The organism is Wenzhouxiangella marina (assembly GCF_001187785.1).
Lineage (GTDB): Bacteria > Pseudomonadota > Gammaproteobacteria > Xanthomonadales > Wenzhouxiangellaceae > Wenzhouxiangella > Wenzhouxiangella marina.
The window spans coordinates 176,337-191,701 of sequence record NZ_CP012154.1 but is presented as its reverse complement, the minus strand read 5'-3'; the positions used below and the strand labels follow the sequence as shown (position 1 = coordinate 191,701).

9 protein-coding genes are annotated in these 15,365 nt (G+C 64.5%); all 9 read right to left on the bottom strand.

Going from position 1 to position 15,365, the window contains the following annotated elements; translation table 11 throughout:
- Nucleotides 1-53: 53 nt before the first annotated feature.
- The 9 genes from WM2015_RS00740 to atpB all read right to left on the bottom strand — a co-directional run bounded on the left by WM2015_RS00740 (nt 54) and on the right by atpB (nt 15,339).
- On the bottom strand, nt 54-8,156 hold the full coding sequence (locus tag WM2015_RS00740) for an MBG domain-containing protein (RefSeq protein WP_049724245.1): 8,103 nt from the start codon (nt 8,154-8,156) through the stop codon (nt 54-56).
- Nucleotides 8,157-8,534: 378 nt separating this feature from the next.
- Nucleotides 8,535-8,960, bottom strand: a complete 426-nt coding sequence (locus WM2015_RS00735; protein ID WP_049724244.1) for a F0F1 ATP synthase subunit epsilon — start codon at nt 8,958-8,960, stop codon at nt 8,535-8,537.
- Between the two features lie 161 nt (nt 8,961-9,121).
- Nucleotides 9,122-10,513, bottom strand: coding sequence for a F0F1 ATP synthase subunit beta (gene atpD / locus WM2015_RS00730; protein WP_049724243.1), 1,392 nt, complete (start codon nt 10,511-10,513; stop codon nt 9,122-9,124).
- Nucleotides 10,514-10,605: 92 nt separating this feature from the next.
- Entirely contained in the window at nt 10,606-11,469 is an 864-nt protein-coding gene (atpG, locus tag WM2015_RS00725; RefSeq protein WP_049724242.1) for a F0F1 ATP synthase subunit gamma, read from the bottom strand.
- A gap of 85 nt (nt 11,470-11,554) precedes the next feature.
- The gene (atpA, locus tag WM2015_RS00720) at nt 11,555-13,102 is read right to left on the bottom strand and encodes a F0F1 ATP synthase subunit alpha (protein ID WP_049724241.1); all 1,548 of its coding nucleotides are present in this window, start codon (nt 13,100-13,102) and stop codon (nt 11,555-11,557) included.
- A gap of 66 nt (nt 13,103-13,168) precedes the next feature.
- Complete coding sequence (locus WM2015_RS00715; RefSeq protein WP_049724240.1) at nt 13,169-13,705, bottom strand: F0F1 ATP synthase subunit delta; 537 nt, start codon at nt 13,703-13,705, stop codon at nt 13,169-13,171.
- Between the two features lie 3 nt (nt 13,706-13,708).
- Entirely contained in the window at nt 13,709-14,182 is a 474-nt protein-coding gene (locus WM2015_RS00710) for a F0F1 ATP synthase subunit B (protein ID WP_049724239.1), read from the bottom strand.
- Nucleotides 14,183-14,231: 49 nt separating this feature from the next.
- Nucleotides 14,232-14,501, bottom strand: coding sequence for a F0F1 ATP synthase subunit C (gene atpE, locus WM2015_RS00705; protein ID WP_049724238.1), 270 nt, complete (start codon nt 14,499-14,501; stop codon nt 14,232-14,234).
- A 61-nt stretch (nt 14,502-14,562) separates the two neighbouring features.
- Entirely contained in the window at nt 14,563-15,339 is a 777-nt protein-coding gene (atpB, locus tag WM2015_RS00700; protein ID WP_049726917.1) for a F0F1 ATP synthase subunit A, read from the bottom strand.
- Nucleotides 15,340-15,365: the final 26 nt, after the last annotated feature.

Sequence of the window (15,365 nt, the reverse complement as noted above, 5' to 3'; positions counted from 1 at the left end):
TGGGGGCATCCCGGAATGATTCCCGGGATGCCCCCGACCATGCACTGGACTGGCTAGTCGACCGAATCCGGAGCTGGCGCTTCGAAACGATCGTCGAACACGGCATCGGTGGCCCCGACCCCCTGCAGCAGCACGCCTTCGTCCCCGGCATCACTGAGCACGGCGATCGCCACATCGGCAGGTCCGGTCGCCGTCGGGCTGAACCGGTAGGCCAGCTGGCACTGCTCGCCACCATTCAATTCGAACGGCACGCTCGTGCAGCTGGTCTGCCCCGGAATCAACTCGAAGGGTGCGGCAGCCGAGCTGATCGTCGACACCTCGAGCGGGAGATCTCCCCCGTTGCCCAAGGTCACCAGCTGAACGTTCGAGTTCGACCCAACGACGACTTCACCGAAATCGATCAGCGGCGGGCTGACCTCCAGAAGGGCAGGCGCAGTCACATCGAAGGCCTGACTCGTCGACGATGCCGTCCCGGACGTCGCCACCAGGGTGTAGCCGATACCCGAGCTGTCCAGCGTCAGGTCGTCGAAGCTCGCGACGCCGGTCACGGTCGTCACGGAGACCGTTCCACCCAGGTTCGCGCCGCCGGGATTGTTCCCGAGCGACAGGGCGACCGGGGTTCCATCGGCCACCGGATTACCCTGGCCATCCCGCACGTCGACCACCACGGCCGGCGCCATGATCGCGCCGACCAGGACGTCGGAAGCCTGAACCGTGAATGCCACGGTGGCCGCCTCGCCGGCAACGATCTCATAAGGAAGCGAGTCACTGCCGGCGGCATGATTGGCATCGCCCGGATAGTCCGCCGTCAGCGTGGTCGGACCGACCACGGTCGAGATCAGGTCACAGCTGGTCGCCGGCAAGGCGATCGTGCAACTCTCGCCATTGCCATCGTCGACCGTCACCAGGCCCGTCGGCTGACCGCCGGTCACTGACGCCGTCACCGTGTAGCTCTGACCGGCGGCCTGCTGATCCGCGGGCGAAACCGCGTCGATCGAGACCACTGTGGTGGCCTGGGTGATCACCAGGGTCTCCGAAGCCGTCGCCGTGTAGTTCGGGTCATCCACGGTCACTTCCACGGCGTAGGAACCGACGTCCGTCGGCACCGTGGCGCCGCCGTCGTAGGTTACCGTCGTGGACAGACCCGGCGGGGTCGTCGTCACCGTCACCGGCTTCGGATTGCCGTCGTAGACCTGGCTCGTGTCCGTGATCGAGATCGTCGCGGTCGCCGCGGTGATCTCCAGCGTGTCGGAAGCCGTGCCCGTGTAGTTCGGGTCATCCACGGTCACTTCCACGGCGTAGGAACCGACGTCCGTCGGCACCGTGGCGCCGCCATCGTAGGTCACCGTCGTGGACAGGCCCGGCGGCGTGGTCGTCACCGTCACCGGCTTCGGATTGCCGTCGTAGACCTGGCTCGTGTCCGTGATCGAGATCGTCGCGGTCGCCGCGGTGATCTCCAGCGTGTCGGAAGCCGTACCCGTGTAGTTCGGGTCATCCACGGTCACTTCCACGGCGTAGGAACTGACGTCCGTCGGCACCGTGGCGCCGCCATCGTAGGTCACCGTCGTGGACAGGCCCGGCGGCGTGGTCGTCACCGTCACCGGCTTCGGATTGCCGTCGTAGACCTGGCTCGTGTCCGTGATCGAGATCGTCGCGGTCGCCGCGGTGATCTCCAGCGTGTCGGAAGCCGTACCCGTGTAGTTCGGGTCATCCACGGTCACTTCCACGGCGTAGGAACCGACGTCCGTCGGTACCGTGGCCCCACCATCGTAGGTCACCGTCGTGGACAGATCCGGCGGGGTCGTCGTCACCGTCACCGGCTTCGGATTGCCGTCGTAGACCTGGCTCGTGTCCGTGATCGAGATCGTCGCGGTCGCGGCCGTGATCTCCAGCGCGGCCGTGGCCGTGCCCGTCCAGTTCGGGTCGTCCACCGTCGCCTCGACCGCATAGGTGCCCACCGCGCTCGGCGGCGTCGGACTGCCGTCGTAGGTCACGGTCGTCACCAGACCCGGCGGGGTCGTGGTCACCGACACGGGCTTCGGATTGCCGTCGAACACCTGGCTGGTGTTGCCGATCGTCACCGTCGCCGTCGCCGGCGTGATCGTGAACGTATCGCTCGCGCTGCCGCTGTAGCCCGGCTCGGTGATCGTCACCTCCAGCGCGTAGCTGCCCACGTTGGTCGGCTCAGGCCCACCGCTATAGGTCGCCGTGAACGCCAGGCCCGGCGGGCTCGTCGTGATCGTCGCACCCTGGGCACCACCGTTGAACACCCGACTCAGATCGGCCAGGGTGATCGTTGCCGTGGCGGCGGTGATCTCCAGCGTGGCCGAGGCCGTGCCCGTCCAGTTCGGATCGTCCACCGTCGCCTCGACCGCGTAGGTGCCCACCGCGCTCGGCGGCGTCGGACTGCCGTCGTAGGTCACCGTCGTCACCAGACCCGGCGGGGTCGTGGTCACCGACACGGGCTTCGGATTGCCGTCGAACACCTGGCTGGTGTTGCCGATCGTCACCGTCGCCGTCGCCGGCGTGATCGTGAACGTGTCGCTCGCGCTGCCGCTGTAGCCCGGCTCGGTGATCGTCACCTCCAGCGCATAGCTGCCCACGTTGGTCGGCTCAGGCCCACCGTTGTAGGTCGCCGTGAACGCCAGACCCGGCGGGCTCGTCGTGATCGTCGCGCCCTGCGCCAGACCGGTGAACACGCGGCTCAGATCGGCCAGGGTGATCGTCGCGCTCGACGCCGTGATCTCCAGAGTGGCCGACGCCGTGCCCGTCCAGTTCGGATCGTCCACCGTCGCCTCGACCGCGTAGGTGCCCACCGCGCTCGGCGCGGTCGGACTGCCGTCGTAGGTCACGGTCGTCACCAGACCCGGCGGGGTCGTGGTCACCGACACCGGCTTCGGTGAGCCGTCGAACACCTGGCTGGTGTTGCCGATCGTCACCGTCGCCGTCGCCGGCGTGATCGTGAACGTATCGCTCGCGCTGCCGCTGTAGCCCGGCTCGGTGATCGTCACCTCCAGCGCGTAGCTGCCCACGTTGGTCGGCTCAGGCCCACCGTTGTAGGTCGCCGTGAACGCCAGACCCGGCGGGCTCGTCGTGATCGTCGCGCCCTGCGCCAGACCGGTGAACACGCGGCTCAGATCGGCCAGGGTGATCGTCGCGCTCGACGCCGTGATCTCCAGAGTGGCCGACGCCGTGCCCGTCCAGTTCGGATCGTCCACCGTCGCCTCGACCGCGTAGGTGCCCACCGCGCTCGGCGCGGTCGGACTGCCGTCGTAGGTCACGGTCGTCACCAGACCCGGCGGGGTCGTGGTCACCGACACCGGCTTCGGATTGCCGTCGAACACCTGGCTGGTGTTGCCGATCGTCACCGTCGCCGTCGCCGGCGTGATCGTGAACGTATCGCTCGCGCTGCCGCTGTAGCCCGGCTCGGTGATCGTCACCTCCAGCGCGTAGCTGCCCACGTTGGTCGGCTCAGGCCCACCGTTGTAGGTCGCCGTGAACGCCAGGCCCGGTGGGGTGGTCGTGATCGTCGCACCCTGGGCGCCACCGTTGAACACCCGACTCAGATCGGCCAGGGTGATCGTCGCCGAAATCGCGGTGATCTCATAAGGCGCCGCGTCCGAGCTCGGATCGTTGTTGGCATCGCCCGGGTAGCTGGCCGAGACCGTGGTTGCGCCGACCACTGTGGAAACCAGCTGACAGGAGGCCGCCGGCAACACGATGTTGCATGTGACGCCGTTGCCGTCGTCCACGACCACCGTTCCGGTCGAATTGTAGCCGCCGACCGCCACACTGACCGTATAGGCCGTGTTGTAGGCCGAAGAGCCGGCCGGATTGATGGAGGTGATGGCCGTACTGCTCACGGCCGTCGAGACGATATAAGCGGTCGAATCGCTGCTCGGGGCATCGTCTGCATCACCGGAATAATCCGCTGTGATGGTCTTGTTGCCCGTCGTGGTCGAGGTCAGATCACAGCTGCCGCTCGGTGCGGCGATGACGCAGCTGTCGCTGCCGTCGCTGACCGTGATCGTGCCCGTGGGCGAGCCGCCACTGACACTGACGCTGACCGTATAGGCCTGGCCCACAGTCTGGCTGCCGGCCGGGGCAATGGCCACGATTGACGTCGTGGTCGGGGAGGCGGTGATGTCGTAGCTGGTCGAGTCACTGCTCGGCGCATTCCCCGCATCGCCGGTGTAGTCCGCGGTGATGGTGACGGTTCCTGGCGTGGCGGTGACGAGATCACAGCTGCCGCTGGGTGCCGCGATGACACAGCTGTCCGTCCCATCGCTGATCAGGATGCTGCCGCTCGGGGAGGCGCCCGTCACGCTGGCGCTGACCGTGTAGGGTTGACCGGCCGTCTGGCTGCCTGCCGGTGCAATCGAATCGATGGTGGTCGTCGATGCCGCCGCCGTGATTTCCAGGGTTGCATTCGCGCTGCCCGTGTAATTCGGGTCGGTGACCGTGGCCACCACCGCGTAGCTCCCCACGGCGCTCGGGGCGGTTGGGCTACCGGCATAGGTCACGGTGTAGGCAATCGCCGCCGGATTCGTGGTGACGGTTACCGGCTTCGGGCTGCCATCGTAGACCTGGCTGGTGTTCGAGATCGTCACCGTGGCCGACGCCGGGGTGATCGTGAAGGTGTCGCTCGCACTGCCCGTGTAGCCCGGCTCGGTAATCAGCACATCCAAGGCATAGCTACCCGCTGCAGTGGGCTCCCCGCCACCATCGTAGGTCGCGCTGAAGGCCAGGCCCGGCGGATTGGTCGTGATCGTCGCGCCTTGCGGCCCGCCCGAATACACCGTGGTCAGATCGGCCAGGGTGATCGTCGCCGGAATCGGCGTGATCTCATAGAGCTCAGTGTCGGAACTCGCACCGTTGTTCGCATCGCCCGGATAGGTCGCCAGCAGGGTGATCGGCCCGATGAAGGTCGAGGCGATGGCGCAGGACGTCGCGGGCAGCACGATGTTGCAGGTGGCGCCTTGACCGTCTTCGACGAGGATCGTGCCGGTCGGGGAATAGCCGCTCACCGAAACATTGACCGTATAGCTGGTGTTGTAGGGCGAGGAGACGGGCGGATTGACCGAGGTGATCGTGGTGGTCGACGCTGCCGCGGTGATCGCGTAGGCAACGGAATCACTGCTCGGCGCATCGTCGGCGTCGCCCGAGTAGTCGGCCGTGATGGTCTTGGCCCCGGTCGTCGTCGAGGTCAGGTCACAGGAGCCGGCCGGCAGGGTGATAAGGCAGCTGTCCGTGCCGTCGCTGACGGTGATGGTGCCCGTCGGCGTGGTTCCGGCAACGGAGACGTCCACCGTATAGGCCTGGCCGACGGCCTGACTGGCTGCCGGCGAGATCGAGTTGATGGTCGTGGTGGTCGGATCGACCGTCACGGCCGGGATGACGCAGAATTCCAAAGCCCAGGCCTCAAGCGTGCCGGAGTCCTGACGGACGTTGTCCGTGATGGTCAGGGTCCAGGTGCCCGACGGCACTTCTCCAGCAAAGGCGGCGAGCGGGTTGCTCGGTTGGTAGGTGCCGCCATCCGTGGGCGGACACGGCCAGGCGCCCGGAGAAGCGGAATCCGAGAGACTCAGCAGGAAATTATCCTGACCGGCGCAGCTCCGGTCCATGATGCGAACGGTCGTGCCACCAGGACTGCTCAGATCGAAATGCAGGTCGTTGATCCAGGTATGCGTCCCCTCCAGGCCGATCACGTTGATGCTGTCGATCGGATCCGTGATCGTCGTGGTCAGCACGGAGGTGGTGCTGCGAGGGTTGCCACCGCCGCTGGCATCGGTCAGGTTCTTCGGTACATCGGTACTGGCGATGGTGGTGCAGACCAGGGCGGTGGTGGTGAAGCTGAACGCGCTGTACCAGCCGCCATTGCCGCAGACATTGGTCGCTCGAACTCGCCAGTGGTAGAGGGTGGACTGGTTCAGGTCCGCGCCCACCGCATGACTGGTTCCCTCGACGGTTGCGCTGTAGGCGATCGTATCGAAGGTCGGTGAGGTCGAGATCTGCAGCTCGTAGGTGGATGCCTCGTTGGCCGCCGTCCAGCTCAGGGTCGGGCGCAGGACGACCCCAGTGCTTCCATCGGCCGGACCGGTGAGCGTCCCGACGGTGGGCGCGGCGCTGAACAGATCCAGCACCGCCTGTCCGTCGGCCGTGTTGCCCGGGTCGCTGTCATCGGTCGCCGTGAAGCTGATCGTGTAGCTGCCGCCGGCCGCCGATCCGAGTCCGGACAGGGTGTAGACCGTGTCCTTGTCCGGATGAACCACCGGGTTCTGGGTGAAGCCGCCCAAGGTCCCGGCGGGGTTGCCGGACGCGCTCAGCGTCGCGCTGCCCAGGAACTGATCGTCGAGGGTGACGGTGAAATCGGTGCTTCCGTCGGCGGCACAGACCTCCACCTGGGGCGGGGTGACCTGGAGACCGATCGGACAGGCGCCTCCGAAGCGCTGATTGCCCAGCTCACGGGCGTCAGCCAGCTGGACCAGACCCCAACCGGTGACCTGGTCATAGCCGGCACCGTAGACGAAACCGCTGCCAGGCTTGGTGCCGGTCAGGTCGCGTGCGCTATCGCGCAGCAACTGGCGGATCTGCTTGTTGGTGACCGTACTCGGACCACCACAGGCGTCCCAGGCCAGGGCAACGGCCGCCGCCACGCCCGGCGTGGCCATGGACGTACCGCTCAGGAAGGCGTATCCCCCGGTGCAGCCGACACAGCCCGACCCGTCATTGGCAATGACGTTGACCGAGCTACCGAGATCATCGGCGATCAATGCCTGACCCGCCGCCTGGCTCAGGCTGATGGCCGGAATCAGCGGGGTGGTGCAGCCACCGCCACAGGTGCCGGCAAAACCGCCGGCGACATTGTTGTAGATGATGGCCGCCAGGCCACCATTGTCCTTGACCTCATTGACCTTTTCGGAGAACGCGACGCTGCCACGCTCGCAGATCACGATGCGCCCGTTCCAGCTCGCATCGCCGCTGCCGGCCAGACAGAGCCCGCCATCGACCAGGATGCCGGTTTCATCACCGAAACCGGCCTCATCGATGTGCCCGCCATCCCAGGTCTGGGTGCCGATGGCTTGATAGGCAGGCACTTCACCGTTGGGGGCAGGATAGGTAGAAAGCACGTTGACGCCGCCGCCGGCCAGCTCGACCACGTCCCATTCGACGTTGGCCGGCGGATTGTTGGGATCAAAGGCCGTGGGCGGATACTGGCTGAAGTCCGCAGCCACTTCCCCTTCATCGATGGCGGCGACGGAGATCACCGAGGGGTATCCTGCCGGATAGCTCTGCGCCGTATTGCCGTCGTTGCCGGCCGCCGCGATGTTGAGAATCCCGAAATTGTCGTACAGGTCCTGGAAGATGGCTTCTTCCGTGGCGCTGTACCCTCCCCCGAGGCTCATGCTCAGCACATTGGCGCCGAGATCACGGCAGGTCTGGGCGGCCGCGCCCAGATTGGACTGCCCGGTCACCCAGCCCCCGGCGTTGCTGAAGACCTTCAGGATGATCAGTTCCGCGCCACCCGGCATGGCACCCACCACACCGATGTTGTTCATCACTGCGTTGGCCGTTCCCGCCACATGGGTTCCGTGGCCATCGCCGTCTTCGGTCCAGCTTTCGCCGTTGATCTGCGAAACACCGGAGACGGTAATGCCCTGGAAATCATCATGGGCCGCCAGAAAGCCGGTGTCGATGATGCAGAAACGCATGCCGGACCCATCGGGCGCGCCGGCGTCGATGACGTTGTCGCGGTTGCGGTCCCAGATATCACGCGCCTGGTACTGATCGATGTTCCAGGGCACGACCTGGGCCTGGATACGATGCTCCGGAACGGGCTCGATGAACTTCACATCCGAGCGACCGGCCAGCGCATCGATGGCCCGCGCCGGCAGCATGACCGCCACCGTGTCCAGGCGATCGAAGCGATGCGTCACCTCACCGCCCAGATCACGAACGGCCCGATCGACCTGATTGGATCGTCCCGCGCCGAACTTTACGTAGTAGGGCAAGCGTTCCACGCCGGGCGAAGCAGCATCCCCCCCGTCCTGTGCCAACGCCGTTAGCGGCAGCAGGAGCAAGGCGAACCAGGCGAAGGAGAGACCGCGCAGGCGGCTGCCGGCGCGCGAACGGGACTTATGGGTGCTGTGCTTCATCGATCTCTGAGTTCCATGCCGTCGGCCTGTCCGGAATGGACTGGGCCATCAAGCCGGCCAGAGGGGATGCTTGGGAACGGACCATGGCAGACCGGATCACCGGCCACCCCCTTTGTAACTGGCTTGCTGAATGCTGACGAACGCGATCAGGCGTTCGCCCCCTTGCCGCCTGACGTGAGAGAAATGTCAAGGCAACGGCCTAGAGCATAAGCATTACATGAGCTTGGATGCAATTACTCGTACTGAGGATCGGGTTGATTCGTGATGTGAATCACGCATTTCAGCCCTTTCACCCAGCGCGGAGGGACCGAGATGAAGTCAGAACACAAAAAAACCCGGCCGAAGCCGGGCTTTCTGCAACTGCAAGAATTCGCGAGATCAACGCTTGAGCTGCCGCCGGAATTTTTCGAGCGCGGCCAGCTGGGCCATGGCCTGGGCCAGCTGAGCCTGCGCCTGAGCGACCTCCATCCCGGCCGAACGATCAGCAATCGCCTTCTCGGCTTCTTCCTTGGCCTTCAGCGCGGCGGCTTCGTCCAGATCGCCGGCGCGAGCGGCCGTATCGGACAGCACCGTGACCACGTGCGGCTGAACCTCCAGCAAACCGCCGGAGATGTAATAGAACTCCTCACCACCGTCGGGCAGCATCACCCGCACCTGGCCAGGCCGCAGACGGGTCAGCAGCGGGGCGTGACGGGGCGCAATACCCAGTTCACCTTCCTCACCGCTGACGACCACCATGGCCGCATCACCGGAAAAGATTTCCGATTCCGCACTCACGATGTCGCAATGAATAGTCGATGCCATCTTCTAGTAACTCCGTTTTACTCGATGCCCCCAACCATGGGTTGAGGGCGTGATTCGTGGCTGCTGGCAAGGCTTGAGCAAGGACCGAGCGCGGAATGGACTCCAGTCCATGAGCACTCGGGCCGCCGCGAAAACGCCGCCAGCGGCCGCGAAGCGCGTCCTCAGGCCGCTTTTTCGAGCATCTTTTCACCCTTCTCGACCGCCTGGTCGATGGTGCCGACCATGTAGAAGGCCTGTTCGGGCAGGTGATCGTATTCGCCTTCAACGATGCCCTTGAAGCCACGAATGGTCTCCTTCAGCGGCACGTAGACACCCGGCGAGCCGGTGAAGACTTCGGCGACGAAGAACGGCTGCGAGAAGAAGCGCTCGACCTTGCGCGCGCGGGCGACGGTCAGCTTGTCTTCTTCGCTCAGTTCGTCCATGCCGAGGATGGCGATGATGTCCTTCAGCTCCTTGTAGCGCTGCAGGGTGCCCTGCACCTTGCGCGCGACGTCGTAGTGCTCCTGACCGACGACCAGCGGATCCAGCTGACGCGAGGTCGAGTCGAGCGGATCGACGGCCGGGTAGATGCCCAGCTCGGCGATGTTACGCGACAGAACGACGGTGGCGTCGAGGTGAGCGAAGGTGGTTGCCGGCGACGGGTCCGTGAGGTCATCGGCCGGGACGTAGACGGCCTGGATCGAGGTGATCGAGCCGGTCTTCGTCGAGGTGATGCGCTCCTGCAGGACACCCATTTCCTCGGCCAGCGTCGGCTGGTAGCCCACGGCCGACGGCATACGACCCAGCAGCGCCGACACTTCGGTACCGGCCAGGGTGTAGCGGTAGATGTTGTCGATGAACATCAGGACGTCACGGCCTTCGTCACGGAAGTACTCGGCCATGGTCAGGCCGGTCAGGGCGACGCGGAGACGGTTACCCGGCGGCTCGTTCATCTGGCCGTAGACCAGGGCCACCTTGTCGAGGACGTTCGAGTCCTTCATCTCGTGGTAGAAGTCGTTCCCTTCACGGGTACGCTCACCGACACCGGCGAACACGGAGTAGCCCGAGTGCTCGATGGCGATGTTACGGATGAGCTCCATCATGTTCACGGTCTTGCCCACGCCGGCGCCGCCGAACAGGCCGACCTTGCCGCCCTTGGCGAAGGGGCAGACCAGGTCGATGACCTTGATGCCGGTTTCCAGCAGCTCGTTGCTGGCGGCCTGGTCCTCGAACGACGGAGCGGAACGGTGGATGGACCACTGGTCTTCGGCACCGATATCGCCAGCCTCATCGATCGGGTTGCCCAGCACGTCCATCACGCGGCCAAGGGTCTTCTTGCCGACCGGCACCTGAATCGGGGCACCCGTGTTGCTCACGGTGCGATGGCGCTTGAGGCCATCGGTGGTCCCGAGGGCAATCGTCCGGACCACGCCGTCGCCCAGCTGCTGCTGTACTTCCAGCGTGATGTCGGTGTCGTCGACCTTCAGCGCGTCATAGACCTTGGGCACCTCGCCACGCGGAAACTCCACGTCGACCACGGCACCGATGATTTGAACGATATTTCCGGAACTCATTGGGCTATTCCTCGGTTTTTTGGGGGCCGCGGCGTTTCGCTCGTCGCGACCGGTACTTTCAATGTCCTAGCAAACTCTCGGGCCAGCGCGCCTTAGACGGCGGCGGCACCACCGACGATCTCGGAGATTTCCTGCGTGATCGCTGCCTGCCGCGCCTTGTTGTACACGAGCTTCAGATCGTCGATCAGGCTGGAGGCGTTGTCCGACGCGCTCTTCATCGCGACCATACGGGCGGCATGCTCACTGGCCAGATTCTCGAGCGTGGCCTGGTAGACCAGGGACTCGATGTAGCGGGTCAGCACGTCGTCGAGCAGACTTTCCGCATCCGGCTCGTACAGGTAATCCCAGTACTGCAGCATCGGCTCGTCTTCGGTGGCCGGCAGCGGCAGCAGCTGATCGAAGGTCGACTGCTGCGTCATCGTGTTCACGAAGTGGTTGTAGCAGACGTACAGGCGATCCAGCTCTTCGTTGCGGTACGCATCGAGCACCACCTTGATCGAACCGATCAGGTCTTCCAGCCGCGGCTTTTCGCCCAGATCCTGGGTGGCGGCGGAAATGTTGACCTTCAGGCGACGGAAGAACTGAGCGGCCTTGCGACCGATAATGACCGTGGTGACCTCCACGCCCTGCTCTTCCCAGCGACGGAATTCGCCGAGCAGCTTGCGGAACATGTTGTTGTTCAGCCCGCCACACAGCCCGCGGTCGGTCGCCACGATCACGTAACCGACGCGCTTGACCTCTTCGCGCTCGACGGTGAACGGGTGCTTGTATTCCGGGTTGGCATGGGCCAGGTGACCGATGACCTGCTTCATCATCCGGGCATAGGGACGGGAGGCATTCATCAGATCCTGGGCCTTGCGGATCTTGCTGGCCGAGACCATCTCCAGCGCACGCGTCACCTTACGCGTGTTCTGGACGCTCTTGATCTTGCCGACGATTTCCTTGGATCCACTCATATGCGCCTAAATTCCTTGCATTCTGTCTCGGGCGGAGCGCGTTCGGGGCGGGCAGAGGATCCGCGCCACCCCGTTCGGCCGCGTCTTACCAGCTGCCGGTGGCCTTGAAGTCGTCCAGCGCGGCTTTCATCTTGCCGGCCAGCTCGTCGTTCCAGTCACCCGTGGAGTTGATCGTCTCCAGCAGCTCGCCATGGCTGTTGCGCATGTAATCGAGCAGGGCGCGTTCGAAGTCGACCACCTTGTTCAGCGGCAGATCATCGAGATAACCCTCGTTGCCGGCGAACAGGGACACGGCCATTTCGGCCACGGACAGCGGCGAGTACTGCGGCTGCTTCATCAGCTCGGTGACGCGCTGTCCGCGCTCGAGCTGCTTGCGGGTGGCCTCATCCAGGTCGGAAGCGAACTGCGAGAACGCCGCCAGCTCACGGTACTGGGCCAGGGCCAGGCGGACACCGCCGCCGAGCTTCTTGATGATCTTGGTCTGGGCCGCACCACCCACACGCGAGACCGACAGGCCGGCGTTGATGGCAGGGCGGATGCCTGCGTTGAACAAGTCGGTTTCCAGGAAGATCTGGCCGTCGGTGATCGAGATCACGTTGGTCGGAACGAAGGCCGACACGTCACCGGCCTGGGTTTCGATGATCGGCAGCGCGGTCAGGGAACCGGTCTTGCCCTTCACCTCACCGTTGGTGTGCTTTTCCACGTAGTCGGCGTTGACGCGAGCAGCGCGCTCGAGCAGACGCGAGTGGAGGTAGAAGACGTCACCCGGGTAGGCTTCACGGCCCGGCGGACGACGCAGCAGCAGGGACACCTGACGGTAGGCCCAGGCCTGCTTGGTCAGGTCATCATAGACGATCAGTGCGTCTTCACCACGATCGCGGAAGTACTCGCCCATGGCGCAACCGGCGTACGGGGCGATGTACTGCAGGGCCGCCGACTCGGACGCGTTGGCCGCAACCACGATGGTGTGCTCCATCGCGCCGTGCTCTTCGAGCTTGCGCACCACGTTGGCCACCGAAGAGGCCTTCTGGCCGATGGCGACATAGATGCACTTGATGCCCTTGCCCTTCTGGTTGATGATCGCGTCGATGGCGACGGCGGTCTTGCCGGTCTGGCGGTCACCGATGATCAGCTCGCGCTGGCCACGACCGATGGGCACCATGGCGTCGATGGACTTCAGACCGGTCTGAACCGGCTGATCGACGCTCTGACGGGTGATGACGCCCGGGGCGATCTTCTCGATCGGCTCGGAACCGGCAGCTTCGATCGGGCCATTACCATCGATCGGGTTGCCGAGGGCATCGACCACGCGACCCAGCAGACCTTCGCCGACCGGCACCTGCAGGATGCGGCCGGTACAACGCACCGTGTCGCCTTCCTTGATGTGCTGGTATTCACCCATGACCACCGCACCGACCGAATCGCGCTCGAGGTTGAGCGCCAGGCCGTAGGTCTCGCCGGGGAATTCGATCATTTCGCCCTGCATCACGTCGGCCAGACCGTGCAGACGGCAGATGCCGTCGGACACGCTGACCACCGTGCCTTCGGTGCGGGCCTGTGAGGAGACTTCGAACTGCTCGACGCGCTTGCGGATCAGTTCGGAGATTTCAGTCGGGTTGAGGGTCTGTTGCATCGTTTGCAATCCTTGACAAAAATTCGGGTCCCAATGTGTTCCGTTCGGCCCTTACGGCCGACGGGACTAACGGGCGAGCTGGCGCCCCAGCTGTTCCAGACGGCCACGTACCGAGCCGTCGATGACCTGATCGCCGGCCCGGATCACCGCGCCTCCGATCAGGGACTCGTCCACATCCACCTGCAGGTCGATGTCACGACCGAAGCGCGCCTTCAGGCGCTCGACCAGACGATCGCTTTCCTCGTCGCTCATCGGCATCGCCGAGGACACCTGAACCTTCAGGCGTGCTTCGGCTTCGCGGCGATAGAACTCGTACTGGGCCGCGATCTCGGGGAGGAGCTCGAGGCGGTCGTAGTTCATCAGCACCTTCAGGAAATTGGCCATCGACTCGTCGAAGCGATCGCCGCCCAGGTCCATGATCAGCGCCAGCAGCTGCTCGCGGCCGACCCGCGGGTCGCCGCTGAACTGCTGGATGTCGGGGCTGGAGGCCACCGCTGCGGCGAAGCTCAGGCTGTTGCTCCATTCGGCCAGGCGGCCCGCATCGCGGGCCACCTCGAACACGGCACGAGCATAGGGCCGAGCCAGAGTGGTTCGGTTCAGCATGGCTTACAGTTCCGCGGCCAGTTTGTCGAGCATGTCCCGGTGCTTGCCGGCATCGATTTCCTTCTCGATGACACGACTCGCGCCGGAGATCGCCAGTTCGGACAGGCGCTCGCGCAGGGCTTCACGGGCCTGGTTGGTCGCCTGCCGGATCTCGGCCTCGGCGGCAGCCACCTGGCGGTCGCGCTCGGCCAGAGCGTCCTGCTTGGCCTGTTCCACGATCTGGGTACCACGCTGGCTGGCCTGCTCGAGAATATCACCGGCCTTGCGGCGGGCCTCACGGATCACCTCATCGGCTTCCGCCTTGGCGATATCCAGCGCCTTCTCTGCTTCTTCAGACTGGGCCAGACCCTCGGCGATCTTCTGCCGACGCTCTTCCATGGCCTGGACCAACGGCGGCCAGACGAATTTCATGGTGACCAGAATGAACACCAGGAAGGTCCCGGCTTGCCCGATGATGGTGCCTAGACTCAAGTCCATAGCAAAACCTTACAAGTCGTAGTGTTGGTGGAACGGTATACCCGCGGGATCAGGCGCCGGTGACGGCAGACAGCAGCGGGTTGGCGAACAGCAGCAGGGCGGCGAAGGCCACGCCGATGATCGACAGGGCGTCGAGCAGACCGGCGATGATGAACATGCGAACCTGCAGCATGCCTGCCAGTTCCGGCTGACGGCTGGCGCCTTCCAGGAACTTGCCGCCGAGCAGGCCGAAGCCGATGCCGGTGCCGAGCGCGGCGAAAGCGAAGATCAAGCCGACGGCGATGGCGGTATTGGCCTGGATAAGAGCAATGGTTTCCACGTTGAGTCTCCTAACGGTGTTGTGCTTGGTTAGAGCGGTTGATGACGGTTGTTAATGAAGATCAGTGTTCTTCATACGCCAGCGACAGATACACGATCGTCAGCGTCATGAAAATGAATGCCTGCAGCGGAATGACCAGGATATGGAAGGCCGCCCAGGCGCCACCCGGGATGAACTGGATCCACCAGGGCAGCAGGGCGATCAGGATGAAGATCATTTCCGCGGCGTACAGGTTGCCGAACAGTCGCAGCGCCAGCGAGACCGGCTTGGCGATCAACTCGACGATATTCAGCAGGATGTTGGCCGGCCACAGGATCGGGTTCTTGCCGAAGGGATGGAACAGCAGCTCCTTGCCGAAGCCACCCAGACCCTTGCCCTTGACCGAGTAGATCAGGATCAGGAAGAACACCACGATCGACAGGCCGAAGGGGCCGTTGATGTCGGCTGAGGGCACGACACGGGTGTACTCCAGGCCGAACAGTTTGTAGGACAGCAGCGGCAGGTAATCCACCGGGATGATGTCCATGATGTTCCACAACAGGACCCAGACGAAGATCGTCAGGGCCAGAGGCGCAACGAACTGGCGTGGGCCGTGGAAACTGTCCTTGACCGAGTTGTCGACGAAGTCGACGAGCATCTCGACGAAATTCTGCAGCTTTCCAGGCACGCCGGCCGTCGCCTGGCGAGCCGCCAGGATGAAGAAGAACAGGAAGAACAGCCCCAGCACCACCGAGAAGAACAGCGTGTCGGCGTGGATCGTCCACAGGCCTTCGCCGTAGCTCAGATTGGTGATGTGGTGCTTGACGTATTCGCTCGGTGACGGAGTGCCGCTAGCCATGACGTTATCGAACTGTCCCTTCAGCA